The sequence below is a fragment of the Synechococcus sp. 63AY4M2 genome (genome assembly GCF_002760475.1).
Classification (GTDB): domain Bacteria; phylum Cyanobacteriota; class Cyanobacteriia; order Thermostichales; family Thermostichaceae; genus Thermostichus.
In genome coordinates, this window is the sequence record NZ_AXUX01000001.1 from 1,693,328 (window position 1) to 1,716,720 (window position 23,393).

A 23,393-nucleotide genomic window follows, 5' to 3' on the forward strand; every position below is an offset into this window, starting at 1 on the left:
TCAGGGGGCTAGCGCAGATTAAGCTGCGGTTGCAAATCAAAGGAGTGGCCCGGCACCATCACGTACACGTCGGGGATGTTGGTGGGCTCCAGGTTTTGCAGGGCCAGCCCCTCCACGTTGGAGCGGAGCGCGTTGTTGACGGCGGTTTCCAGTTGGGACAAAACCTGGGCCTCATTACCCTGAGTGGCTAAGCTGGGAAACTGGTTGTAGACGGCGCGGGCCAAGCTGCTGGCCAAGGGGAGCTGGATCAGGGTGAGGTTGGATCCGCCCAGTTGCGGGCCCAAGGTGTTTGCCCGCCCGCGGATGCCCAAAGCTTGGAGGGCATTGGCCGTTTGGCTGACAGGGATGGTGCAGGTGTCCATCTTGTAAATGGGCACCGAAGCCATGGTGAGGGCAGAGACGCTGGTCAGTTGCACCACGGTAAAGGAAGCCGTGCCGTTGTAGGCAAAGCAAAAATCCCGGAAGGCCGCCGGCACATTGGCAGCGCGGATGGGGCGCTCATCGTCAAAGCCGCCCGACTCGGCAAAGATGTTGCGGATGGCAAACCCGCCGAAGAAGGCCAGCAGGGCCACCACCAGCAGGATGGTCAGATCTGAGGAGGAGACTCCCCCTGAAGAGCTGCTGCTGCGTCCTCCCCCTCCATATCCCCCCCTGCCCCCGTAGCTGGGGGTGTAGCCGTAAGCTGCAGAACGGCTGGAGTCGCTCCGGTAGGAGCCGGCATAGGCGGCAGAGCGGGCGGATCCGTCGTAACCCCAGTTGCTGGAGATAGGGCGCCGGGGAACCAAGGCTTGTCCGGCACGGCTGGGCCGGGGCCGAGAGGACTCCGTCTCGGCACCCCGCGAAGATCCGGCGGCAGCTTCTCGGGCTGAGCTGGCCCTCTGTCCTCCGCGCCCAGAGAGACGAGCAGCGGACGTCTTGCCATCGTTTTGCCTCTCCTCATCCTCTAGCCAGTCTTCGGCACCTCCAGTGGAGGGAGTAGAGCCGTCCTCCGGCAAGGGGGGCGGGGAACGCCGGCCTTGGGACTCTGGGCTGTTGGGAGCTTGGCCGCGGCTTCCCTCGCCGGCAGCAGCCGTTGAGTCTGGAATACGGTTTGGATCCCGGCTTGGATCGCGCTCCTCAGAGAAGGTCATTCTTCAGGCTCCCAACGCAAAACTGGCACTCCCATCTTCCTGTACCGAGGAAACCTTTTGACAGGTAGGATCCACAGAGCTGCAGCCTTAGGGTTCAAGGGATCCCCCCCGCGGCCTCGTGAAACCTTTTCTGGCCCAGGCTGCTGCCATTGTCTCGGCCCCCCTCGTGGAGAATGCAGCCGTACCTTCAAGCTAGCCTAGACTGCGCTCCAAGATGAGGAGCTGTTCTTTCAGGGCTCTCAGGGCCTGGCCGCGGTGGCCGACCGCTTCTTTTTGCGCCGGGCTCATCTCGGCGAAGGTCAGCCCCACTTCGGGCACCCAAAAGAGGGGGTCGTAGCCAAACCCTCCCTTGCCCCGCGGCTGAGCCAGGATCTCCCCGTGGCAGATGCCCTCCACCAAGGCCCGCACCTGGCCCTGGGGATCGACAAGGGCAATGGCGCAGTGAAAGCTGGCTTGGCGGTTGGGGATCCCTTCCATCTCCCGCAGCAGCCGCTGGATGCGGGCGGCATCGTCGGGGGCATAGCGAGCGGAGTGGATCCCGGGGGCGCCGCCAAGGGCTGCCACCGCCAGGCCGGAGTCATCAGCAATGGCCCACTCCCCCAGCGATTCTGCCACGGCCTTGGCCTTGAGAAGGGCATTTTCGGCAAAGGTGCTGCCGCTCTCTTCCACAGTCAGCTCGGCAGGCAGGGGGCGCAGCTCCCAGGCAGGGGCATGGAGCTGAAAAAAGGTGCTGAACTCCCGCCATTTGCCGGAGTTGCTGCTGGCCAAGATCAAGGGGCGTGCCATAAGGGTATCTTAGGGGAAACCAGCAGACAGTGGGGGGGCTGCCCAGGGGCTCAGGGGATTTCCAGAACCATGTTGTGCAGCGCCGTGTTGATCACCAGGGTGGATCCGCACCGCTCCACCTTGCCCCCGTCCCAGTGCATGTGGCCGCAGATGTAGTAGCGCGGCTGCAGGTGATCCACCAAGGGGCGCAAGGTGGGCATGCGGCGGTGGTACCATTTTCCGCCTTCGTCCAACAGGCCCCGCGGCGGCGCGTGGCTGAGCAACAGGTCAATGGGGCGAGGAGGTTGACCGTAGAGGGTGAGCAGCTCCTGCAGATGGCTGCGGGTGAGGGTCCAGCTCCAACCACAGGGGGGAGTCCAGGGCACCGCCAGCACTTGGAGCCCCAGCCACTCAAAGCAACAGGACTGGGTAATCGCCCGCCCCCAACTGCCAGCCAGCGGCTCCAGAACAGAGGCTGCCGGATCGTGGTTGCCGGGCAAAAAGAGCCAGGGCTTGCCCAGACTGTCCACCGCCGCCAGAAAAGATTGCAACTGGGCCACCTCGGCTTGGGCTGTGGGGTGAAAGCCTTGAGTGGCTTTGCAGGAGGGCTTGCCGGCCTTGGAACAGAAATCGCCGCAGTTGATGTAAGCATCCACTTGGGGCAGATGGTCAAGGGCCTGCCGGATCAGCCGGTCGTTGCCGTGGTAGTCGGAGCCGAGGAGCAGTTTAATTCCCATAGGCTGGCGGGAAGCGAGGGGTCTATTGCGGACGAGATCCCTGCAGCAGGGCAGCCACTTGTTGCCAAGAGCTGCGGTACCAGGCCCGCTGGGCCTCCAGCTCCTCTTCCAAAGATCCTGTCGGGCCAAACTCTGGACAGGCATACCCCAGGGAGCGCAGGCCGGCCACTAACAGCGCTGGCGACAGCCACCATTGCTGGGCCAAGCGTAACAGATCCACCTGGGCTTGGTTTTGCAGGTAGTGGCGCAATTGCCGTTGTAAGGCAGCGGCGGAGGGCAGAGGCACCGCCTGGTGGTGCAGGACAATCAGCAGCGCGTCGCCGGGAGTGCAGGAGAGCAACCACTTGAGGTGATCCAAAGAGGGAGGCCAACTCCACAGCCACAGTTGGTTGTAGCGATGGCCAGCTTGGGGGCGGTCGTAGTGGAGGGTCAGGGAGGGATGCTGCTTCGGTGGCAGGACAAACGTAGGGCGCCGGAAGCCGTAGAGGAGGATCGTTCCCCGCGCCTGGGGCAGGAGGGCAGAAAATCGAGATACAGCCTGCCAACGCAGCGGTTGGGTGGGCTGGGGGGCAGGGCGGTAGATCAGCAGGGGGGAGGGTGCTGCCTGGGCGCCAGCTTTGGCATCGGAGAGGGTGGGAGCGACGGCGGCGGGCGAAAGATCGGCAGAGCTGGCTTCTGCGGCAGGCCGGATCCCAAGAATCTCCAGCTCCAGTTGGGTTTCTTCCCCCCACCTTTTGGCCTTGAGGGTGTAGGCGATGTCAATCTGCGCCGGCAGGGGATAGGCGGCGGCCCCTCCCCACCAAATGGCCCACAGGGGACGGCTGCGGGCTTTGGCTGGGGCAGCAAGTGAGGATCCTGCCCCGTCTAGGCCCCGGCTGACGGGATCCCGGAGCAGCAGCTTCAGGTGGCCGGGGGTATCCTCCCCCCTTTGGGCAGGCTGTGGGCAAAATCGCTGCTGTTGCAACACCTGCAGGTTGCGGCTGCAAAAGACCGGCTCCGGATTGCCGATGCCACAGGGCTGCAACCGCTGCAGCTCGCGGTAGAGGTCGAAGGTGAGATCCGCCAGTGCCACCTCCGCGTCGATCTGCACCAGGGGACGGATTTGTTCCGGCTGCAACCGCTGTTGGGCAAATTGCCGAAGCCGCTCTTCCAAAAGAGGCCAGTTTTCCGCCCTCAGGCTAAATCCCCCCGCCGCCGGGTGGCCGCCGTGTTTGCTGAACAAATCTTTGCAAAACTCCAACGCCTGAAACACGTCGAACTCCGGGATCCCCTGCCGCGCCGAGCCGGTAATCTCCCCCTGGGGCGACTGGCTGCCGATAAACACCGGACAGCCAAAACGCTCCGCCAGCCGCGAGGCCACCAGGCCAATTACCCCTTTGTGCCAGCGCTGCTGCGGGGATCCCAAAATCGTCAACACTCGCTCTTGCTGCAGATCCCGCCCTTGCCGGGCGATTTGCTCCAGGGCCTCCGCCTCGATGCGCCCACACATCTGCTGCCGCACCTGGTTGAGGCGTTCGCAGCGGCGGGCCAGTTTTTCTGCCTGCTGCGGATCGTCGGTGGTCAGCAACTGGATCCCCAGCTCCGGTCGGCCAATCCGCCCAATGGCGTTGATGCGCGGCCCCAGGCCAAACCCTACCCACTCTGGCCGCAGCTCCTCTGGGGATCCCGTCATTCCCATCACCGCCAAGAGGGCGCGGATCCCGGCCACCTGGGAAGTGGGCAAGAGAGCCAGCCCCTGCCGCACCCAAAGGCGGTTAACTCCCGTCAGCGGCGCCAAATCGGCAATGGTGCCCACCGTAAACAGTTCCAGCGCCACCCGCTCCAAATGTTCGTCCCCGCGGCGCTCTGCCAAGGCCTGGGCCAGGAGGTAGGCCACCCCCACCCCGGCCATCCCCCGATAGGGAGAAGAGAGGGGGAGCTGTTTGGGATTGAGGATGGCGTCGGCAGGGGGCAACTGGGGGGGCAAGTCGTGGTGATCCGTCACGATCACCGTCAAGCCCAGCTCTTTGGCCAGTTGGATGGGCGCATGGGCGGCAATGCCGTTGTCCACGGTGAGGATGAGGCGTACCCCCTCGCGGTGCAGCTCCTGCACCATGCGGTTGTTGAGGCCATAGCCCTCCCTGAGGCGGCTGGGGATGCGGTAATACACTGGAGCGCCCCGCAGCGCCCGCAGCAGCAGAGCCGTGCTGGTCATGCCGTCGGCATCGTAATCGCCGCAGATGGCAATGGGCTCTTGTCGGCGAATCGCCCCCTCCAGCAATTCCACCGCCAGCGGCAAATCGGCAAAATCTTGGCTGGGCGGGGGCAGGTGGACGGGATCCGGCTGCAAATACTGCTGCACGGCAGCAGGGCTGGAGAGGCCGCGATTGAGCAAGATCTGAGCCAAGACGGGCGAGACCCCCACCGCCTCAGCCAAGCTCTGGGCAGCCAGTGGGTTCACAGGCTGAAACAGCCAGCGTTGGTCAGGGATCCCGGCCATGGCCATCGGTCTTCAGATAGCGGGTAGCAGTGCTACAGTTGGCCTATGAGCTATCTTTTGACCCTAACCCAAAAACGCCTCTCTGCTCCTCAGTCCGCTGCCCATGTATTCTCTGCTGCTTACCTATGGCCTCAACCCCTTGGCGGGACTGAAGCTGTTGGTCAAATCTCCTGAGCAGGCCTCTCTGGGGACGTTGGCCCAACAGCTCTGGAGCCGCCCCGGATCCCGGCGACGCGGGCCGCGCCTCCAAATCTCTCTGGGCCGCCTCGTGCCCGAACAGACCGAGCGACTGTCTAAATTGGAGGTGCTGCTGCGCTTGCGGTTTTTCATCGCCATCGAAGCCGCAACGCCGGAGCAGTCTCTGCCAGCCCTCCCCTCCGGCCAGGGATCCGCCATCCAGCTTGCCCGCTACACGGAGGGCTCACAGCAGTACAAGACGGAGATCATCCGCTTTGCTCTGGGGGGATCCCCGGCCCTCCGCCGACCGAGTCGCCAGCGCTATCGTCGCCGTCGCTTCTGAAGACCGCAGGTGACAGGGGTTGTCAAACCCTCCTCGGCCAGCGGCGTGTCTATACTAGAGGTACACTAAATCTGCGCTTCTCCCGTGAACGCTGGGCTGCGTAACCGCCGCAGATGGATTGCTCGCCTGTGGCTTGCCTCAGGGGGGACGACTTGTACAGGCCTCCTTCCATGCGTCCCTTGGCTGCGACCGGCGATGGCGACGGCGCTCGTGGCCGGATCTCTGGCAGCTTTTGCCCTCGCCCTGCCTGCTGCTCTGGCGCTGACGCGTTACCAAGTTCACGTGTTGGCCGATGGGGCAGCCGAGCTGGCCAAGGTGCGCGCCCAGGTGCCGGACGCCTATTTCGTGCAAGGGGATGGACAAGTGTTCATCTTAGCGGGGACGTTCATCAACCGCAACCACGCCCAACGCCGCCAAGCGGAATTGGAACGGCTGGGGTTGCCGGTGCGGGTGGTGAGCCGCCAAGAGACGGATCCGCCCCTGCCGCCCGCTTTTCCCGCTCCCTCCCCCAGTCCTGCCCCGCCAGCGCCAACGGCTCCCCCCTTCGATCCGCAGCGGCCCTTTGCCACCCAAGTGCCCAACCCTACTGGGGATCCCCGGCTGGAAGAGCGGGTGCGCCGCTTCTTTCCAGGGGCTGCTGTGGTGCAATACCGCGGCCAGGCGGCTTTGCAGACGGGCACCTTCTCCCGCCTGTCGCTGGCGCAGGATCAGGCCCGCTGGCTGACCGCCCAGGGCCTGCCGGCGGTGGCGGTGTCGTTGGCAGGAGAGGAAGCTGTGGGGGATCCCGACTCCAACCCACCTCAGGGGGAGCGCTACTGGGTGTTGGTGGCCGATCCCAGCGGTGAAAAATGGCTTGCACTCCAACAACTGCTAGAGGGATCCCTGCCCTTGATCTACGACGACCTGCGGGTGGTGCGCACCGGCGGGTTTGCCGACCCCGCTGCTGCCGCCGAACAGGTGCGGTACTTGGCCGACCAAGGCTACGAAGCCGGGATCTTCCCCGCCGATCTGCGCCGCTCTCGACCGCTTCTGGTTCAGGATCCCACCCCCTCTGCCGCATCCCTGCGCGCAGAAGGCACGGGCGGATTTTGGGTGGTGGTATCCGCCGGGGCAGAGGCGCTGCCCAAGCTCCAGCAGTTTGCCCCTGACGCTTTTGTGCGCGGCTCAGTGATTCAGGTGGGCACCTACCGGCAACGGGCCAATGCCGAACAGGCGCGGCGTGCTCTGGCTGAAGCAGGGTTTGACGCCCGCATCCTGCCCGTCGAGTAGCGGCAGCCGGATTCAGCCCCTCTCCCTCAGGGATTCCCTCACCCCCAGCCCCTCTCCCTCAGGGAGAGGGGAGATTAGGAACCGTTTCGCGGCTGTTGGGAATAGCTCCATCGGGCTGCTTGGGCCTCGCTGCCCTTTGCACCACTGGTTGGAATCGCCAGGGATCCTTCTTCCAGTGAGATCGCCGCCAGCGTGAGGCGCAAGGTTTCCGCCTGCAATTGGGCTGGGCTGGCCAAGGGATAGGCCAACTGTTGCACCAGTTGGGGGCGATCCCCGCCGCCAAGATCTAGGCCGGGATCCAACCAATCCAACTGCCGCTCGCGGGCTTGCTTTTCCTCGACGCCGCCGAGGCCGAGCCAACGCCGAAAGCTGGGCCAAAGGTGCTGAGGCAAGGGTCGCACCCGCCCCGGCACGGCTCTGTCAAAACAAATGAGAAAATCCGCCTTCCAGCCGTTGCAGGCTGGACAAAGAGGCTGCAGGTTGGCAGCCGTGTTGGGCCCCCCACGGCTAAGGGGGATGATGTGATCCTGGACAGGGGCGGATCCCACCTCCGGCCAGGGCTTGCCACAGCAAGGGCAGCAGGGGTACCAACGCAACAGTTGCCAGAACTCGGCGGCGGCCACCTGGCCCGTCAGGTCGTAGCTGCCCCGTTTTTCCCTGGCGCGGGCAGCCTTCTGTTTCTGGCGTTTTCGGCTGGCACAGGTGGGGCAGGGATCCGGCCGAAACAGGAAACTATCTCCGCACTCTGGGCAACGATAGGGACTCGACATCTGGACTTGAGGCTCTAACCGGGCTAGAGGGCTTGCTTGGCCTGTTGCAGCGTCTGCTCAAACACCTCCAAAGGCTGCGCCCCCGAAAAAGAAAGGCCGTTCAAGATGAAATGAGGGGTGCCGCCGATGCCCAGTTGAGAGGCCAGATCCATATCTCGCTGAATGGCGCGCTCCGCCGCCCGGCTGCGCCGATCCCGATTGAATTTCTCCACATTTAGGCCCAACTTCTCGGCGGTAGCTACATAAAATTCATCCCCAAGCTGGGATTGGTTGGCAAACAGCTCGTCGTGGAACTCCCAGAACTTGCCCTGACGGTGGGCAGCCCAGGCCGCGCGAGCCGCCGCCATCGCCTCCGGGTGGATGCTGGTCAAGGGCAGGTGCTTGTACACCAAGGTCACCTCATTCCCGTGCTCGGCCATGAACTGTTTGAGGGTGTCGTGGGCGCGGGCGCAGAAGGGACATTGAAAATCGGAAAACTCCACCAACACCAACCGCAAAGCGTCGGATCCCAGTTGAGGAGAGTCTCCGATGACGGCACGCGGGTTCTCCCGCAACTGCCGGCCAAATTCTTCCGCCAACTTCTGCTGTTGTTGCTGCTGCTCTTGGTACTGCCGCTGCTGGTACTCCTGCACCGCCTCCAGGATCACCTGGGGGTGCTTGCGAATGATCTGCAGCACCTGCTCCTCCAAATCGGCTGGAGCTGCGAGGGCAACTTGGACAACGCTGCTCATCCCCAGCCAAACCAGCAGCGCGCCGAGGAACCCAGCTTTGGCCAAGCACTGTCCCCACGCGCGAAAAACCCTTGCCAGACTATCCATCCCAAAACCCCCTCTCGAGTATGCCCAGAGCTGTACAGCTCAACCAGGCTAACGCCAGATGGCGGCGATGTCCACCACGCTTTTGGGGGGATCAGGAGTTGGTCGCTTGGAGAAGCTGCTCCTTAATCCGCTGCAACTGACTGGCCCAACGGGGATCCGGCTCAAAGGCCCCTTCAGTCTCGGCAACGACATTGCCTCCACTCCCTTTGTTGCCCCGCTGGCGTTGCTTTTTGCTGGGAGCGGACTTTTCCCCAGACTCTTTGGAGTCTTTGGAAGAACCTCGGGGCTCAGGATCCCCGGGCGCCCTAGAATCCTTGCCAGCATCTTTGGCAGACTCCTTAGCTGGGGAGCTGGAGGCTGCTGCCCTGGCTTCGGCGTCTTCCCGTTTCTCCCGCCGCTGGGCAATCTCGATGCGCAGGTTGACATCGCCAAAGCTGTGGCCGTTGAACTTTTCGATGTACTGCTGCGCCTGCTCTTCGGTGCTCACGGTTACAAACCCGAAGCCGCGACATTTGCCTGTCCGCCGATCCCGAATCACCTTGGTGGAAATGACCTCACCTGCAGAGCTAAAGAGCTTCTCCAATGCCTGACGATCCACCTCTTCCGGCAGATTTCCGACATACAGACGAACGGGCATGATGCAGCGAAGCTCCTATCGAAATAATAACAAAAGGCAGCCAAAAAGCAAGGTGCTAGGTCAAAGGCGCTCAAGCCGACAGCAAATTTCAAAACCCAGTAGCCTTCGGTGGTCTATTGTTGCACCACAGCGGGGCACAAAGCACAACCTTTGCAAATCACAAGGCTATCTTCTAATTTACCTTAACTTGGAGCCACCCAGACGAGCAGAACGGTTTCCGTCATGGATTGCTTTGTACAGTCGGCCGCTGCAGCAGGCCCTGATCCCTAAGACAAACCGGTGGTGTTCAGGCGATCTCGATGTTGAAAAGGTCGGGCCTGGGGGCCTGTATAGTCGGCTACAAGATGGCCTCGCCCTCGCAGTTGGTAGCGGTAGGTCACCAAGCCCTCCAAACCCACCGGGCCGCGCGGCGGCAGCTTTTGGGTGCTGATGCCCACTTCTGCCCCCAAGCCGTAGCGAAAGCCATCGGCAAAGCGGGTGGAGGCATTGTGAAAGACCCCTGCTGCGTCCACTTCGTCGAGGAAGCGCTGGGCAGCGGCGGCATCTTCGGTCACGATGGCCTCGGTATGGCGGGATCCGTACCGCTCGATGTGGGCAATGGCTTCGTCGAGAGAATCCACCATTTTGATGGCCAGAATCAGGTCGGCGTACTCCGTGCGCCAGTCGGCCTCGCTGGCCGGGATCAGATCGGGCACCAGTTGGCGGCAGCGGGGATCCCCGCGCAACTCCACCCCCTTCTCGCGCAGCGCCTGCACGGCCAGGGGCAAAAACCGGGGGGCGATCTCTGCGTGCACCAGCAGGGTTTCGATGGCGTTGCAGGCGGCGGGGTACTGGGTTTTGCTGTCCAGGGTTAGCCTCACCGCCATGTCCACATCGGCAGCCCGATCTACGTACAAGTGGCAGAGGCCATCGGCATGGCCCAGCACCGGGATGCGGGTATTTTCCATGATGTAGCGGACAAAGCTGCTGGAGCCGCGGGGGATGATGAGATCCACCAGCCCTTCCAGTTGCAGCAGGGCCTTGACCTCGGCACGGCTGGTGAGCAACTGCAAAGATCCCTGGGGAAACTCGGGGATCTGCTGCAGCCCCGCCTGGATGGCCGCCATCAATGCCTGGCAGGAGCAGAGCCCCTCCGAGCCACCCTTGAGCAGGACGCTGTTGCCGGTTTTCACCGCCAGGGCGGCAATTTGCACCAGAGCATCGGGCCGCGACTCGAAGATCACCCCCAGCACTCCCAGAGGGTAGGTGCGCCGCTCCAGCACCAGCCCCTCATCCAGTTCCCGGATCAGCAAGGCCTGCCCCACCGGATCCGGCAGCCGCAGCACCTGCCGCACCCCGGCCACCGCGTCGGCCAATTTCTGGGCGTCCAACTTCAAGCGGGCGTAGGCCGAGGCGGACAGCTCACCGGCCTTGACCTGCTCCGCTGCCTGCTCCAAATCCGCCTGGTTGGCTGCCAAGATGGCCTCTTGGTGTTCCAGCAAAGCGGTGGCCATGGCCTCTAGGGCGGCATTTTTAATGGCAGTGGGCAAGGTAGCCGTGCATCGAGCGGCAGCGCGAGCCAACTGCACCTGGGCCAGCAGGGGCGAGTCAGCAGCAGCTTCCGGCAGGCTGGGAGAGTCGGTTACAAGAGACATGGACTCCAGAAGAAAAAGCGCCTTTGCAAATGTGATCGCGAGAGCACCTTTGCAGGGATCCCTGTGCTACGTTGGGCACAGTTGGGCTGTACCATTTGCAGCCTACCAAACTTTGGATACCACCGGCTGGGGCAGGCAGCACTGCTTTGTCCCTGAGATAAAGTTGGGGCAGGGAAGAGCCTCTGGGCGAAACCCCCAAAAGCTGGAGATTAACCTCGACTTTTAGACCTTGTCTTCCAGGAGAGCCAATGAGAAAGCGTGGGTTTGTGGTGAGTGCAACGGCTGCAGTGGTCACAGCCGTGTCGCTTGTCGGGGTGCAGCTATCCATGCCGGGTTGGGCAGGGTTTCGCCGGGATCCCAAGGAAGTGGTGGACGAAGTTTGGCAGATTGTTAATCGCGAATACGTCGACCCTTCCTTCAACTCCGTCGACTGGGAGGCGGTGCGGCGGGATCTGCTCAGCCGAGAATATGCCACCCGAGAAGATGCCTATGCAGCCATTCGCGAAGCCCTGAAGAAACTGAACGATCCCTACACCCGCTTCTTGGATCCCGACCAGTTCGCCAGCATGCAAATTGACACATCCGGTGAGCTGACCGGGGTGGGGATCACGCTGGGCATGGATCAAGAGACCAACGAGCTGGTGGTGATCTCCCCCATCGAAGGATCCCCCGCCGACCGGGCCGGGATCAAGTCCAAAGATGTAATCGTGCGCATCGACGACAAATCCACCGAAGGGATGGACACCAACACCGCCGTCAGCCTCATTCGCGGCGAGCCGGGCACACGGGTGCGGCTGACCATCCGCCGCGAGGGGGAAGGGCTGAAGGTGTTCGACCTGGTGCGGGAGAGAATTGAGCTGGCCACCGTGCGCTATGCGGTTCACCAGGAAAATGGCCTGCCCATTGGCTACATCCGCATCACCCAGTTTTCCGGCAATGCCGCCGACAAGGTGCGCCAGGCCATTCGCGAGCTGGAGAAACAAGGAGTGGCCGCCTATGTGCTGGATCTGAGGGCCAATCCGGGGGGGCTGCTCTACTCCAGCGCCGAGATCGCCCGCATGTGGATCGACCGGGGCAGCATTGTCTCGACGGTGAACCGGCAAGGGGAGCAGGATCGCCTCACGGCCAACAACAGCGCCCTCACCGACAAGCCTTTGGCTGTCTTGGTGGATGGAGGATCCGCCAGCGCCAGCGAGATCTTGTCGGGGGCTTTGCAGGATAACCGGCGCGCCGTGATCGTGGGCACGCAAACCTTTGGCAAGGGCCTAGTGCAGTCGGTGCATCCCCTCTCCGATGGGTCGGGCCTGGCGGTGACCATCGCCCGCTATCGCACCCCCAAAGGCACCGATATCGATCACAAAGGCATCACCCCTGACATTGTCGTGGAACTGTCCGAAGAAGATCTCAATCGCCTCAGCCGGGATCGCGAGTTGGTGGCGACTCCCGCCGACCCGCAATATGCCGCCGCTATCCAGGCCCTCCAGGCGCAGATCTCGGCCCGCCAGCAACAGGCCAAGGAGCCAATGCGTTCCTCTTCCCTCTAGCCAGCGTTGGGGCCCAGGCTGCGAGACCTTGCTGAGTAGCGGCCTTGCGCTGGCGAGCAGGCAGCAGCGCGGGCCGGAAGTTGTTTGCGGAGGCGGTGAAGCGCGATGGCGGGGTTGCAAGCTGTAGGATCCATCAACTTAGCCGGGCGGGATCTGCTCAAACTCAGCGACCTGAGCCCGGCGGAGCTAGCGGCCTTGCTGGTCCAAGCGGCGCAACTGAAGCGGGATCCCTATCGGGTGGATCTGCGCGGCCGGGTGCTGGGGCTGTTGTTTCAGAAGGCTTCTACCCGCACCCGTGTCAGCTTTACCGCTGCCATGGCCCAGTGCGGGGGCAGCACCCTAGATCTGGTGCCGACGGCGATGCAGATGAGCCGCGGCGAGCCTCTGCAGGATACGGCCCGCGTTCTCTCCCGCTACCTGGACGCCATTGCCATTCGCACCTACAACCAGCGGGAGCTGGAAATCTTTGCCGAATATGCCGAGATCCCCGTGATCAACGCCCTCACGGATCAGTTTCACCCCTGCCAAGTTTTGGCCGATCTGCTCACCATCCAGGAGAACTTCGGCCAACTGGCGGGCCTGACCTTGGCCTATTGCGGCGACGGCAATAATGTTGCCCATTCCCTGCTGCTGGGCTGTGCCATGAGCGGGATCCACATCCGCGTCGCCACCCCCCCCGGCTACGAGCCAGATGCGGCAGTAGTAGCAGAAGCGCAAGCCTTGGCCCAGGGATCGCAGGTGTGGGTGTTGCGGGATCCCTACGAAGCGGTCGCCGGAGCCCAGGTGGTCTATACCGACGTGTGGGCCAGCATGGGCCAAGAAGACCAGGCCGAGGCGCGCAAAGCCGACTTCCTGCCCTACCAGGTCAATGCTAAGCTGCTGAAACAGGCGGCTCGCGAGGCCATTGTGCTCCACTGCCTGCCCGCGCACCGGGAAGAGGAGATCACCGCCGAGGTCTTGGAGGGATCCCAGTCCCGGGTGTGGGATCAAGCAGAAAATCGCCTCCACGTGCAAAAAGCGCTCCTGATCCAACTGCTGGGGGCAGGGTGATGGCCCTCACCCCCGGCCCCAGAGGGGAGCCTGTCAACGGTTATTGGCAGGGCGGCGGGCAGCGATGGCCAGGCTGACGTTGGGCAGTCGCTGCAGGGTATCCATCACCTCCACCACCTTGCCGTGGGAGAGAGCCAAATCGGCGTTGATCACCACCAGGCGGCGCCCTTCAGCCGGCTTCTCGGCCAGGACGCGTTCCACCTCTGGGATCAGGGCGGCAAGATTGGCAATCGCCTTGCGGTTGACGGCAATTTGGCCTTCAGCGGTGATGCTCACCGTAACGTCTGGCTGGCGGCGGGCTTCGGCTGTGGAGGCCTCTGGCAAATTGACATCGAGGGCCTCCGAGCGGGTAAGCACCAGGCTGGCGATGACGAAAAACACCAAGATCGAGAAGATGACATCGATCAGGGGCACGATGTTGATCTCGCCGGATCGAAAGTTTTCTTCGGGGATGCGCATAGGCTAGGAGGGCTCAAGGGGGGAGTAGGGAGGAAGAGTGGAGCTGCCGCTGGGGCTGGGCTTGGCGTAAGAATACTGGGAAAGCTGTTGGGCTTGCATCTCTTGCCGCTGGCGATGCAGCAACTCCAGCTCGCCGCCGTACTCCTGGATCTTGGAGAGCTGCCGCAGGTACAGAGAGCGGAAGACGTTGGAGATTAGCAAAGTGGGAATGGCCACGATCAGCCCAAAAGCGGTCGAGTAGAGGGCTTCGGCGATCCCCTGCCCTACCCCTTGCGTATCGGTGCCGCCGATATCCCCCAGTTGGATGGAGCTGAGGATCTGGATGATGCCGGTAACGGTGCCCAGCAGGCCCAGGAAGGGGGCAACGGTAATGACGGTGTCGAAGACCGTATTGAAGCGCTTCAGCAGGGGCACCTCTGCCGCCAAGGCTGTCTCCAGGGCCAGCTTAAAATCTTCGGGGCTGGCTTCGTTCAGCTCCAGGCCGGCCAAAAAGATGCGGGCAATGGGGAGATCCGCATTTTGCTCCAGCAGGTACTGGGCAGCGCGTGGGTTGCGGCGGTACTGGCTCAGGGCTTGCCGCACCACCTCCTCCTGCCGGTGGGTGACTTTCCACCAAAACAAGGCCCGCTCGATGCAACAGGCCACCGAGAAGACTGAGAACGTCAACAGGGGGATGGAATAGTACCAACCCTGGATCAGGAGCTGCAAGACTCTATCCATACGATCCTAGTTACCCCCTTCTAGCGGCAATTCACGCTCATCTTGTCATAGCACTTTCTCGGCAGGGCTGGGATCCCTTTTGAGTGGCTGGAATTGCACCTTCTGGCATCCTGGATCATCCCACGTGAACCCCAGCCACCTCTCCGACCTCTCAGTAGTGGCAACAACCTCCTATCCCCCTCCCGGCAGGGGCGCTATGCTGGGGCGTGGGATCTCCACCTGTTGGGATCTCCTAGGCAACTCTGCTCTCTTGAGATCGCTAACAACCGATGTCTGCTCAGCCCTTCCCACCTTTGGCTCTCCTAAGTGTCTCCGATAAGACCGGCCTGATCCCGCTGGCCCAGGCCCTCGTGCAGGAGCACGGCTTTCAGCTGCTCAGCAGCGGAGGCACAGCCAAGGCGCTGTCAGAAGCTGGGATCCCGGTCACCCCTGTTTCGGAGCATACCGGCGCGCCGGAGATCTTGGGGGGACGGGTAAAAACGCTGCACCCCCGCATTCACGGGGGCATTCTGGCCCGCCTGGAGCGCCGCGAAGACCGGGCGGATCTGGAGGCGCTGGGGATCCCTCCCATCCAGTTGGTGGTGGTCAATTTCTATCCTTTCGAGCAGACGGTGGCCCGGGCAGGGGTGTCGCTGGAGGAGGCTTTTGAACAGATCGACATCGGCGGGCCGACGCTGGCGCGGGCGGCAGCCAAGAATTATCCCCACGTTACCGTGCTCACCGATCCCAGCCAGTACCCTCAGTATTTGCAATTGCTCTCTAGCCCCTCCAGCGAGGCGGAGCGGCTGGCCTTTCGCTTCCAGTGTGCCCGCCGCGCCTTCGAGCAGGTACTGGCCTACGACCGCGCCATTGTCGACTACCTAACTCGCTCAGAGCTGTCCCGCCCCTCTCAAGCTCCAGCTCCTGCAACCGCTGCCGAGCAGGTTTTTCAACTGCAAGGGATCCCTTGGCAACGCCTGCGCTACGGGGAAAATCCCCACCAAGCCGCCACCTGGTATGTGGTGGATGCGGCTGCTCCCGGCTGGCATCGGGCCAAACAGTTGCAGGGGAAGGAGCTCAGCTACAACAACCTGCTGGATCTAGAGGCGGCCCGCGCCCTGGCGGCAGAACTGAGCCTAGGGCTGGCCAACGGCCCTAGGCCAGCGGTGGCGGTGATTGTCAAGCACAACAACCCCTGTGGGGTAGCCGTTCGCCCAACTCTGGCTGCCGCTTTTGAGGCGGCTTTGGCCGCCGATCCCGTTTCCGCCTTCGGGGGCATTGTCGCCCTCAACCAAACCTTGGATGGGGAGGCTGCCCGGCGGCTGGCGGAGCCCTTTTTGGAATGCGTGGTTGTCCCGGACTGCACCCCCGAGGCGGCTGAGCAACTGGCAGCCAAAAAGAACTTGCGGCTTTTGGTTCTGCCGGACTTTGCGGTTGGGCCGGCCCAAACCGTTCGCACCCTGGCTGGGGGCTTCCTGGTGCAGGAGGCTGACTTGGCCCAGGGATCCGACCGCCGCCCGTCCTGGCGGGTGGTGAGCGAGCGCCAGCCGACACCGGAAGAGTGGGCGGATCTGGAGTTTGCCTGGACGGTCTGCAAACACGTGAAATCCAACGCCATCGTCGTTGCCCGGCAGGGGCAGACCCTCGGCATTGGCGCAGGCCAGATGAACCGGGTAGGCGCCGTCGAGATTGCCCTTCGCCAGGCCGGCTCGCAGGCAGCAGGAGCGGTTTTGGCCAGCGACGGCTTTTTCCCCTTTGCCGACAGTGTGGAGGCGGCAGCCCGTGCTGGGATCCGCGCCATCATCCAGCCGGGAGGCAGTCTCCGCGATGCCGATTCCATTGCTGCTGCCAATGCTGCTGGGATCGCCATGGTCTGCACTGGCATCCGTCACTTTTTGCACTAGGGCAGACCCCAGGCTCTGGCCCGCTCCGCCAGCCAGCCCTCAGCGCGCAGGTTCTCCAGCTCGCGGCGCACCCGCAGCCGCAATTCAGCATGCTCCAGCCCCTTGGGCAGGGCAATGCCCAGCCCCACCGCCGCCAACGGGGATCCCAAAAACTGAAACTGGGGGTGCTCCGCCAGCCACCCTGCCAGCACCGAGCGATCCGCTGCCCAGGCCTGCACCGCTCCCTTTAGGAGCAATTCCGCCCCTTCCCGGTAGGAATCCACCGCCACCAACTCAACCCCTGGGAGGTAGCGCTGGAGGTAAGGAATAGCAGCCGATCCGCGCAGGACGGCAATCCGCGCGCCGCCCACATCCGACCACCTTTCCCAGTTGTGGGAACGGGCCACAACCAAGCTGGGGCCATCCTGATAGTAGGGCGAGGTAAACTCCACTTGTCGCGCCCGATCCGGCGTAATGCCAAGCTGGGCAATAGCCAGATCTACCTCCCCAGCGGCCACTGCCTGCAGCCGCTTCACGTTGGCTACCGGCACCAGCTCCACCGCCTCCGCGGATCCCAAGAGCCGGGATCCCAGCTCGCGGGCCAGCTCGATCTCAAACCCCTGCAGCTTGCCCATGGGATCGCGAAAGCCCAACGGCCTCAGGTTGTCTTTGACCGCAATTCGCACCTGACCCGAACGCACAATCTCTGGCCAGGGGCGGGCAGCCGCAGGGATCCCCCTCCCCAAGCAAGCCAAGGCCAGGCCGGCTGCCATGCAAGACCTCTGGATTGCTGCGGCCAACGGAGACCGAGACCCCATCTCTTTAGGAGGCGCGGGCCTGGCGAGCTGCTTCCACCACTTGGGTAAAGGCTTCTGGATCCAGGAAGGCCAAGCGGGCCAGCATTTTGCGGTTCAGTTGGATATTGCCTTTTTTGAGGCCGTCGATGAACTCGCTGTAGCGCAGGCCCTGGGCGCGGGTGGCCGCGTTGATGCGGGCAATCCACAGGCGGCGAAAATCCCGCTTCTTGCGCCGGCGATCCCGGTAGGCGCTGCGCAGAGCCTTCATCACCTGCTGGTTGGCAGTGCGGAACAGCTTGGAGCCGGCTCCGCGGAAGCCTTTGGCTAGCTTGAGGATCTTCTTACGACGCTTGCGGGCAACATTGCCGCGTTTGACTCTCATGGCAGTAACCCAATACAGACGGATATAGAAGTTGGCGAGCCCCCGGCAAACCTTGAGACTTCAACCCGTCCCCAACGTGCCGAGGCGTCGGGGAAGCGGCGCGTAGCGCGAACAGGACCCAGCTAGTGGGTGTTGGGCAGCATCAGGCGCACATTGGCCAGATCCTGCTTGCTTACCAGGGCTACACCCGCCAGCTTGCGCTTACGGTTGCTGGTTTTGTGCTCAAGTAGGTGGTTGTGCCCGGCCCGGCGGCGCATAAACTTGCCGCTGCCGGTGAGGCGAAAGCGCTTGGCGGCTGCCTTGCGAGTTTTGATTTTGGGCATGGCAGTACCCCCAGAATGGGTGGGGCTGGAGAAAAGGTCACAGCCTCCCAGCATAGAGCAGGAAAGTCCAAGAAGGCAAATGCTGCCACCGGTCTTGGCTGCCCACATTTGCTCAGAGGCACTCAAAGACAGCCCTCCCGTGGCTCCAAGAGCAGCACTTGCCAGCGCAGCAACTGCTGCAACTGCGGCCAGCCCAGGGGAGACTCCAGGCTGTCTTGAAGGGCTTGGACGGTGCGGATCCCGTCCACCTGCTGCAGGAAGGCGAAGGCTTCCTCGCTGAGGGAGATTGCCTCGTAGGCGTAGTTGAAGATGCTCCGGCCCGGCCACAGGCCTAGACATGGGCTGAGGTGGGCAACAGCCGAGGCCACCGCCTCCGGACTGGTCCATTCCCAGCGGGGGAGGGGAGGCTTGCCGAGGAAGAGCTCGTAGTGGGCCACCACCGGATCCAGCAGCTCGATCAGGCGGTAGCGCTCCGGCTCTGGCAGTTGAGCCGCCTGGGCCAGCAGGGCCTCATCCTGGCCCAACACCCGTTCCAGCCGCCAGAACTCCGGGTTGGAAAAGCGCAAAAACTGCAGCCCGGAGGCGCGGATCAGCTCAAACAGGGTCTCAATGTTGTAGTCCACTTCCTGCGGGTGCAGGTACATGTCGGCAAAGCATTCGTCGTCCACGTTCTCAACGGCCCAGCGGGCGCGTTCCTGCTGCTGGATGCGGTTGCTCTCCGGCAAAATCCGGAAGAGGCGGCGGCCTACCTGTAGCCCTTGTTGCAGGTGTTCTGCGGAAGCCAGGGGCTGGTGTTCGGAGCCGGCGACCAGTAGGCGGATGGCCTTTTGCATCAAGCGAATTTCGTGGCGGCCCAGCTCGCCATAGACAAACAAATGCAGGATCCCGCCAGGGGCCAATTTGCTCGCCAGCGCCTGCAGCCCCGCCAGCGGATCCGGCAGGTGGTGGAGCATGCCCACGCAGTTGATGAAGTCGAACTGCCCCGGCAGTTGGTCGATGTCGTAAACGTTGAGCTGGCAAAACTGCACCGGCGGCGCCTGGGAAGCCCGGCAGCGGGCCTTGGCAATCTCCAGGGCGCGGCCGCTTAGGTCAAAGGCCCAGATCTCCGCTTCCGGGTTTTGGTGGGCGATGTATTCTGTCCCTACCCCAGAGCCGCAGCCGGCATCCAGGATGCGCACCTTGCGCCGGCCCGGATGGGATCCGGTGCAAAAAGCATAGGCCTGGGGCCAGCTCCAGCGCCAGTTCCACCCCGGCGGGGGAACGGTGCCGATGGGCTGTGGTGGGAAGGGGTAGAGGTCGTAGAGCTGCCGCACTTGCTCAAGGATCTGTTCGGCGTTGCGGGACTGCATAGGCTCTCCGGCCAGACTATCCAGACTATAGTGACGATATCCCCCTCACGAGATGTTCTGCCGCCCCCTATGGCTGTTCGCTCCTCTCACCCGTTGCAAGCTGGCCTCACCTTCGATTGGCTCAAACTGAGGGCTGAGCTCAAAAAAATTCTCGATCCCCGGCGGGTGATCAGCAGGCCGGAGGAGCTGCTGGTTTACGAGTGCGACGGGCTGACCAGCTACCGGCAAAGGCCGGCTCTGGTGGTGTTGCCGCGCACCACGGAGGAGGTGGCGCAGGTGGTGAAGCTGTGCAGCCGCTACCAGGTGCCCTTCGTGGCGCGGGGATCCGGCACCGGCCTTTCGGGAGGGGCGCTGCCGCTGGAAAATAGCGTCGTCATCGCCACCACCCTGATGAAACAGATCCTGGAGATTGACCTAGACAACCGCTGCATGGTGGTGCAGCCGGGAGTAATCAACGCCTGGATTACCCAAGCGGTGGCCGCCCAGGGCTATTTTTATGCGCCGGATCCCTCCAGCCAGTCGGTTTGCTCCATCGGCGGCAATGTGGCGGAAAACTCCGGCGGCGTCCACTGTCTCAAGTACGGGGTGACGGCCAACCACATCCTCGGCCTGACGGTGGTGCTGCCGGATGGGGAAGTGGTGCGCTGGGGGGGCAAGATCCCGGAGATGCCCGGCTACGACTGGGTGGGCCTGTTCGTCGGCTCCGAGGGCACTCTGGGCATTGCTACCGAGATTACCCTGCGCTTGCTCAAGGCGCCGGCCCAGGTGCAGGTTTTGCTGGCGGATTTTGACAGCGTCGAGGCGGCAGGAGCCACCGTTTCCGACATCATCGCCGCCGGGATCATCCCCGCCGGCCTGGAGATCATGGACAACTTCAGCATCAATGCTGTGGAGGATGTGGTGCAGTTGGGCTGCTACCCACGGGATGCGGCGGCCATCTTGCTGGTGGAGGTGGACGGGCTGGAGCTGGAGGTGGAGGAAGTCGGCCAACAGGTGAGGGCGCTCTGCTTGAAAAACGGGGCCCGCCAGGTGCAGGTGGCCGTCGATGCAGAAGAGCGGGCGCGGCTGTGGAAGGGGCGCAAGGCGGCCTTTGCCGCCATGGGCAAGCTCAGCCCCAACTACTACGTCCAGGATGGGGTGATCCCCCGCAGCCAGCTAGCCTATGTCCTCAAAGAAATCGAGCGCCTCAGCCGCCAGTACGGCTACCCGGTGGCCAATGTGTTCCACGCCGGCGACGGCAACCTCCATCCGCTGATTCTCTACGACGAGTCGGTGCCGGGATCCCTGGAGCAGGTGGAGAAGCTGGGGGGCGAGATCCTCAAGCTCTGCGTGCGCCTGGGAGGCAGCATCTCTGGCGAGCATGGCATCGGGGCCGACAAGCGCTGCTACATGTCGGAGATGTTTACGCCCACGGATTTGGAGAGCATGCAGTGGGTGCGGCAGGTGCTCGACCCGCAGCACATCGCCAATCCCGACAAGATCTTTCCCACCCCCCGCACCTGCGGCGAGGCGGCCCACGCCCACCGGCAGCCGGAATGGCAAGGGATCCCGGTCTTCTAGGTGGCCTGGCGCTGCTGCTGCAGCTCGGCAAAGGCCTGGGCAAAGTCCTCCTGGCGGATGACCAGGGTCTTGGGATCCACCGACTCGGCAGTGGCCCGGTGGCGGCGAATGGCAGCAATGGCAGCACGGTTACTTAGCAGGGCCAGATCGGCCCCACTCCAGCCTTCCGTGCGCTCGGCCCACACCTCCAGATCCACATCTGGCCCTAGGGGCCGCCTGCGGTTGTGCACGGCCAGGATTTCCCGCCGCCCGGCCCGATCCGGCAGCTCCACACTCAGGTGCAGCTCCAGCCGGCCGGCGCGGGTGAGGGCGGGATCCAAGCTGGCTTTGCGGTTGGTGGCGGCCACCACCAACACCCCCTGGCTGGGGCGGATCCCGTCCAGTTCGGCCAGCAGTTGCCCCAGAACGCGGTCGCTGACGCCGCTATCGCCGGAGTAGCTGCCCCGCGCCGGGGCGAGGGTGTCGATCTCGTCGATGAAGATGACACAAGGGGCGCACTGGCGGGCGCGGGCAAAGAGCTCTCGCACCGCCTGCTCGGAGGATCCCACCCACTTGCTCAAGAGCTCTGGGCCGGAGACGGCGATGAAGTTGGCCTTGGCCTGGGAGGCAATCGCCTTGGCCAGCAGGGTCTTGCCGGTGCCGGGAGGGCCGCTGAGGAGGATCCCTTTGGGCGCTTGCGCCTGGGCCTGCTCGTACAGCTCCGGGTGCAGCAGGGATCCCTCGATGGCCTCCTGCAGAACCTGCTTGGCCTGCTCCAGGCCGCCGATCTGATCCCAGCTCACCTGGGGCGACTCGATTTCCACTGAGCGCAACACCGCCGGCTTCACCTGTTGCAGGGCCTGCTGAAAGTCCGCCGCCGAAACTGTCAAGGAGTCGGGGATGGGGGATCCCAGATCCGGCACCTGCCGCCGCAAGGCCGCATAGGCTGCCGCCTGGCACAGGCCGCGCAGATCTGCCCCCACAAAGCCCAGCGTCTGATCCGCCAGGCTGTCCAAGTCCACATCTTCTGCCAGCGGCATGCCGCGGGTGTGGATGGCCAAGATCTCCCGCCGCCCCTCCCGATCCGGCACCTTGAAAATGACCTCGCGGTCGAAGCGGCCCGGTCGCCGCAGCGCCGGATCCAGGGCCTCGGGCCGGTTGGTGGCCGCCAGCACCACAACACCTTTTTGGGCCACAAAGCCGTCCATCAGCCCCAGCATTTGAGCCACCAGGCGCTTTTCCACCTCTCCCTCGACGGCGGCGCGGTTGGGCACAAGGGCGTCGATTTCGTCGATGAACACCAGACAGGGGGCCGACTTGGCCGCCTTTTCAAATACCTGCCGCAGGCGCGCCTCCGCCTCCCCATAGTACTTGCCGATCAGCTCCGGGCCGACGAGGGCAATGTAGTTCACCCCCAGGCTCTCGGCCAAAGCGCGGGCCGTCAGGGTCTTGCCAGTGCCAGGGGGGCCAACCAACAGCACGCCACGGGGCGGCTCCAAACCCAACTTGGCCAGCAGATCGGGCCGCTTGAGGGGGATCTCCACCAGCTCCCGCAAAGCTTGCAGTTGTTCCTTCAACCCCCCCACATCCTTGAGGCGCGGTCCCGGCCAGGTGTCTGGGCTGCCGGGGGGGTCGGCGACAGTGGCCTCAGGCGTAGGGTCAGCCTTGGGCGGCTCGCGCCAGCCTGACGTGGACATCACCTGAGGCTCGCTGCTCCAGGAGGGATCCCCCGTCTGGGCACTGCGGCGGCGGGGGATAGAACCAGAAGGGGGGATGGAGCTGCCCAGGGATCGGGCCTGGATGCGCACTTCGGTTCGCAGCCCCCCCGTGTTTTTTTTCTCGTCCAGCTTCTGGGCTAGCTCGATGAGCTGCTCAATACCCTGGATAAAGTCGCTTAGATCCGCCACAGCCCGGGTTTTCCGTCTACAAATGACCCACCAACAGAGGTTTTAGCCCATCCCTTGCCGGCTGAGGCTCTCCCCAGTAAGCCAGGGATCCGGCGCCGGCAAGCTTTCTGGTCAGCCCACAGCCTAGAGAGAGCGGGATTCAGCCACAGCCGAGATGGGGGAAGGGCTGGCGGAGAGCTTGCGCACCTCGGAGCAGAAAGAGGCCATGCTGAAGCCGCCGAAGCGCTTGACGGTGCTGGCCCGCAGGCGCAGGTTGGGGCTGGCAAACCAGATGCGCTCCTCCGACTCGGTCATCTCGTACTCGGTGTAGAGGGTGAGGGCGCCGTCCGATCCCATGACGTAGGTGCCGGCCACCGGCACTTTCTCGGCATAGCCCTGATCCCGCAACAGTTGCCCCCGCATGGGGTTGTCGGGATCGGGAATGGGAACCAGCACCACATCGCCTTTGTACTCTTCGTTGTCCCACTCCTGCTCCCCATTCCACTGCACTCGCGCCGCCCCCACGGCCCGCCGTGGATCCACCTTGAACAGCTCACAAACCTGGATAACTGCCGGATCGGCGGGCGAAAGGGTAGCAATTTGCATCCGCGATCTCCCCCCCTCAGAGCGGCGAAAGGCCAAGTGATGGCTGGTACGCTGACACATCCACTCGCCAGCGCTGAGGGCAAAAAACTCCATTACGGTCATCATGGCCGACGCGGA

The 23,393-nt window shown here is 63.6% G+C and carries 22 protein-coding genes; 6 read left to right on the forward strand and 16 right to left on the reverse strand.

Annotated elements, in window-relative coordinates; genetic code table 11:
- Positions 1-8: 8 nt before the first annotated feature.
- From SYN63AY4M2_RS07545 to recJ, 4 genes are all read right to left on the reverse strand, one after another.
- Positions 9-1,130 carry a hypothetical protein gene (locus SYN63AY4M2_RS07545; protein WP_011431601.1) on the reverse strand — a complete coding sequence of 374 codons (1,122 nt, stop codon included), beginning with the start codon at positions 1,128-1,130 and terminating at the stop codon, positions 9-11.
- Positions 1,131-1,322: 192 nt separating this feature from the next.
- Positions 1,323-1,916 carry an RdgB/HAM1 family non-canonical purine NTP pyrophosphatase gene (gene rdgB / locus SYN63AY4M2_RS07550; RefSeq protein ID WP_011431600.1) on the reverse strand — a complete coding sequence of 198 codons (594 nt, stop codon included), beginning with the start codon at positions 1,914-1,916 and terminating at the stop codon, positions 1,323-1,325.
- Between the two features lie 50 nt (positions 1,917-1,966).
- Positions 1,967-2,632, reverse strand: coding sequence for a metallophosphoesterase (locus SYN63AY4M2_RS07555; protein ID WP_011431599.1), 666 nt, complete (start codon positions 2,630-2,632; stop codon positions 1,967-1,969).
- A gap of 22 nt (positions 2,633-2,654) precedes the next feature.
- Positions 2,655-5,117 (reverse strand): single-stranded-DNA-specific exonuclease RecJ, encoded by a 2,463-nt coding sequence (gene recJ, locus SYN63AY4M2_RS07560; RefSeq protein WP_240530355.1) that lies wholly within the window; start codon positions 5,115-5,117, stop codon positions 2,655-2,657.
- A 97-nt stretch (positions 5,118-5,214) separates the two neighbouring features.
- Here recJ and SYN63AY4M2_RS07565 point away from each other — a divergent pair, with 97 nt between their 5' ends.
- Both SYN63AY4M2_RS07565 and SYN63AY4M2_RS07570 read left to right on the forward strand, forming a co-directional pair.
- Complete coding sequence (locus SYN63AY4M2_RS07565) at positions 5,215-5,631, forward strand: hypothetical protein (protein WP_099812686.1); 417 nt, start codon at positions 5,215-5,217, stop codon at positions 5,629-5,631.
- A 195-nt stretch (positions 5,632-5,826) separates the two neighbouring features.
- Positions 5,827-6,900, forward strand: coding sequence for a sporulation protein (locus tag SYN63AY4M2_RS07570; RefSeq protein ID WP_240527782.1), 1,074 nt, complete (start codon positions 5,827-5,829; stop codon positions 6,898-6,900).
- A gap of 74 nt (positions 6,901-6,974) precedes the next feature.
- On the opposite strand, the gene SYN63AY4M2_RS07575 is transcribed toward SYN63AY4M2_RS07570, so the two are convergent.
- From SYN63AY4M2_RS07575 to SYN63AY4M2_RS07590, 4 genes are all read right to left on the reverse strand, one after another.
- Positions 6,975-7,670 (reverse strand): HNH endonuclease signature motif containing protein, encoded by a 696-nt coding sequence (locus SYN63AY4M2_RS07575; RefSeq protein ID WP_011431595.1) that lies wholly within the window; start codon positions 7,668-7,670, stop codon positions 6,975-6,977.
- A 23-nt stretch (positions 7,671-7,693) separates the two neighbouring features.
- Positions 7,694-8,446 (reverse strand): DsbA family protein, encoded by a 753-nt coding sequence (locus SYN63AY4M2_RS07580; protein ID WP_228375373.1) that lies wholly within the window; start codon positions 8,444-8,446, stop codon positions 7,694-7,696.
- A gap of 133 nt (positions 8,447-8,579) precedes the next feature.
- Positions 8,580-9,125 (reverse strand): RNA-binding protein, encoded by a 546-nt coding sequence (locus SYN63AY4M2_RS07585; RefSeq protein WP_099812689.1) that lies wholly within the window; start codon positions 9,123-9,125, stop codon positions 8,580-8,582.
- A 266-nt stretch (positions 9,126-9,391) separates the two neighbouring features.
- Entirely contained in the window at positions 9,392-10,759 is a 1,368-nt protein-coding gene (locus SYN63AY4M2_RS07590) for a glutamate-5-semialdehyde dehydrogenase (protein WP_099834736.1), read from the reverse strand.
- 248 nt (positions 10,760-11,007) lie between these two features.
- Between SYN63AY4M2_RS07590 and ctpC the strand changes: the two genes are divergently transcribed.
- Both ctpC and argF read left to right on the forward strand, forming a co-directional pair.
- Positions 11,008-12,303: a carboxyl-terminal processing protease CtpC gene (ctpC, locus tag SYN63AY4M2_RS07595; RefSeq protein WP_011431590.1), complete on the forward strand. Its 1,296-nt coding sequence runs from the start codon at positions 11,008-11,010 to the stop codon at positions 12,301-12,303.
- A 132-nt stretch (positions 12,304-12,435) separates the two neighbouring features.
- Entirely contained in the window at positions 12,436-13,353 is a 918-nt protein-coding gene (argF, locus tag SYN63AY4M2_RS07600) for an ornithine carbamoyltransferase (protein WP_187147178.1), read from the forward strand.
- Between the two features lie 33 nt (positions 13,354-13,386).
- Here the strand turns inward: argF and SYN63AY4M2_RS07605 are convergent, their stop codons facing one another.
- Positions 13,387-13,812, reverse strand: coding sequence for a biopolymer transporter ExbD (locus tag SYN63AY4M2_RS07605; protein WP_011431588.1), 426 nt, complete (start codon positions 13,810-13,812; stop codon positions 13,387-13,389).
- A 3-nt stretch (positions 13,813-13,815) separates the two neighbouring features.
- Positions 13,816-14,532, reverse strand: a complete 717-nt coding sequence (locus SYN63AY4M2_RS07610) for a MotA/TolQ/ExbB proton channel family protein (RefSeq protein WP_011431587.1) — start codon at positions 14,530-14,532, stop codon at positions 13,816-13,818.
- Positions 14,533-14,801: 269 nt separating this feature from the next.
- Here SYN63AY4M2_RS07610 and purH point away from each other — a divergent pair, with 269 nt between their 5' ends.
- On the forward strand, positions 14,802-16,415 hold the full coding sequence (gene purH / locus SYN63AY4M2_RS07615; protein ID WP_011431586.1) for a bifunctional phosphoribosylaminoimidazolecarboxamide formyltransferase/IMP cyclohydrolase: 1,614 nt from the start codon (positions 14,802-14,804) through the stop codon (positions 16,413-16,415).
- Here purH and SYN63AY4M2_RS07620 read toward each other — a convergent pair.
- The 4 genes from SYN63AY4M2_RS07620 to SYN63AY4M2_RS07635 all read right to left on the reverse strand — a co-directional run bounded on the left by SYN63AY4M2_RS07620 (position 16,412) and on the right by SYN63AY4M2_RS07635 (position 19,245).
- A complete protein-coding gene (locus SYN63AY4M2_RS07620) occupies positions 16,412-17,167 on the reverse strand; it encodes a transporter substrate-binding domain-containing protein (protein ID WP_071813541.1) in 756 nt (251 codons plus the stop codon). The two genes, purH and SYN63AY4M2_RS07620, sit on opposite strands and share 4 nt — an antisense overlap.
- A 49-nt stretch (positions 17,168-17,216) precedes the next feature.
- Positions 17,217-17,573, reverse strand: a complete 357-nt coding sequence (gene rplT, locus SYN63AY4M2_RS07625; RefSeq protein WP_011431584.1) for a 50S ribosomal protein L20 — start codon at positions 17,571-17,573, stop codon at positions 17,217-17,219.
- A 122-nt stretch (positions 17,574-17,695) separates the two neighbouring features.
- The gene (gene rpmI, locus SYN63AY4M2_RS07630; RefSeq protein ID WP_011431583.1) at positions 17,696-17,896 is read right to left on the reverse strand and encodes a 50S ribosomal protein L35; all 201 of its coding nucleotides are present in this window, start codon (positions 17,894-17,896) and stop codon (positions 17,696-17,698) included.
- Between the two features lie 122 nt (positions 17,897-18,018).
- Entirely contained in the window at positions 18,019-19,245 is a 1,227-nt protein-coding gene (locus SYN63AY4M2_RS07635; RefSeq protein ID WP_049749799.1) for a class I SAM-dependent methyltransferase, read from the reverse strand.
- Positions 19,246-19,314: 69 nt separating this feature from the next.
- Here SYN63AY4M2_RS07635 and glcD point away from each other — a divergent pair, with 69 nt between their 5' ends.
- The gene (gene glcD / locus SYN63AY4M2_RS07640; RefSeq protein ID WP_240527783.1) at positions 19,315-20,805 is read left to right on the forward strand and encodes a glycolate oxidase subunit GlcD; all 1,491 of its coding nucleotides are present in this window, start codon (positions 19,315-19,317) and stop codon (positions 20,803-20,805) included.
- On the opposite strand, the gene SYN63AY4M2_RS07645 is transcribed toward glcD, so the two are convergent.
- Together SYN63AY4M2_RS07645 and SYN63AY4M2_RS07650 are read right to left on the reverse strand one after the other, a co-directional pair.
- Entirely contained in the window at positions 20,802-22,691 is a 1,890-nt protein-coding gene (locus tag SYN63AY4M2_RS07645; protein WP_099812692.1) for an AAA family ATPase, read from the reverse strand. The two genes, glcD and SYN63AY4M2_RS07645, sit on opposite strands and share 4 nt — an antisense overlap.
- A 123-nt stretch (positions 22,692-22,814) precedes the next feature.
- The gene (locus SYN63AY4M2_RS07650) at positions 22,815-23,378 is read right to left on the reverse strand and encodes a phycobiliprotein lyase (RefSeq protein WP_011431579.1); all 564 of its coding nucleotides are present in this window, start codon (positions 23,376-23,378) and stop codon (positions 22,815-22,817) included.
- Between the last annotated feature and the right edge of the window lie 15 nt (positions 23,379-23,393).

Coding starts and splice junctions, on each gene's coding strand:
- SYN63AY4M2_RS07545 (WP_011431601.1), bottom strand. CDS start 1,130: ATGACCTTCTCTGAGGAGCGCGATCCAAGCCGGGATCCAAACCGTATT.
- rdgB (WP_011431600.1), bottom strand. CDS start 1,916: ATGGCACGCCCCTTGATCTTGGCCAGCAGCAACTCCGGCAAATGGCGG.
- SYN63AY4M2_RS07555 (WP_011431599.1), bottom strand. CDS start 2,632: ATGGGAATTAAACTGCTCCTCGGCTCCGACTACCACGGCAACGACCGG.
- recJ (WP_240530355.1), bottom strand. CDS start 5,117: ATGGCCATGGCCGGGATCCCTGACCAACGCTGGCTGTTTCAGCCTGTG.
- SYN63AY4M2_RS07565 (WP_099812686.1), top strand. CDS start 5,215: ATGTATTCTCTGCTGCTTACCTATGGCCTCAACCCCTTGGCGGGACTG.
- SYN63AY4M2_RS07570 (WP_240527782.1), top strand. CDS start 5,827: ATGGCGACGGCGCTCGTGGCCGGATCTCTGGCAGCTTTTGCCCTCGCC.
- SYN63AY4M2_RS07575 (WP_011431595.1), bottom strand. CDS start 7,670: ATGTCGAGTCCCTATCGTTGCCCAGAGTGCGGAGATAGTTTCCTGTTT.
- SYN63AY4M2_RS07585 (WP_099812689.1), bottom strand. CDS start 9,125: ATGCCCGTTCGTCTGTATGTCGGAAATCTGCCGGAAGAGGTGGATCGT.
- SYN63AY4M2_RS07590 (WP_099834736.1), bottom strand. CDS start 10,759: ATGTCTCTTGTAACCGACTCTCCCAGCCTGCCGGAAGCTGCTGCTGAC.
- ctpC (WP_011431590.1), top strand. CDS start 11,008: ATGAGAAAGCGTGGGTTTGTGGTGAGTGCAACGGCTGCAGTGGTCACA.
- SYN63AY4M2_RS07605 (WP_011431588.1), bottom strand. CDS start 13,812: ATGCGCATCCCCGAAGAAAACTTTCGATCCGGCGAGATCAACATCGTG.
- SYN63AY4M2_RS07610 (WP_011431587.1), bottom strand. CDS start 14,532: ATGGATAGAGTCTTGCAGCTCCTGATCCAGGGTTGGTACTATTCCATC.
- purH (WP_011431586.1), top strand. CDS start 14,802: ATGTCTGCTCAGCCCTTCCCACCTTTGGCTCTCCTAAGTGTCTCCGAT.
- SYN63AY4M2_RS07620 (WP_071813541.1), bottom strand. CDS start 17,167: ATGGCAGCCGGCCTGGCCTTGGCTTGCTTGGGGAGGGGGATCCCTGCG.
- rplT (WP_011431584.1), bottom strand. CDS start 17,573: ATGAGAGTCAAACGCGGCAATGTTGCCCGCAAGCGTCGTAAGAAGATC.
- rpmI (WP_011431583.1), bottom strand. CDS start 17,896: ATGCCCAAAATCAAAACTCGCAAGGCAGCCGCCAAGCGCTTTCGCCTC.
- SYN63AY4M2_RS07635 (WP_049749799.1), bottom strand. CDS start 19,245: ATGCAGTCCCGCAACGCCGAACAGATCCTTGAGCAAGTGCGGCAGCTC.
- glcD (WP_240527783.1), top strand. CDS start 19,315: ATGGCTGTTCGCTCCTCTCACCCGTTGCAAGCTGGCCTCACCTTCGAT.
- SYN63AY4M2_RS07650 (WP_011431579.1), bottom strand. CDS start 23,378: ATGACCGTAATGGAGTTTTTTGCCCTCAGCGCTGGCGAGTGGATGTGT.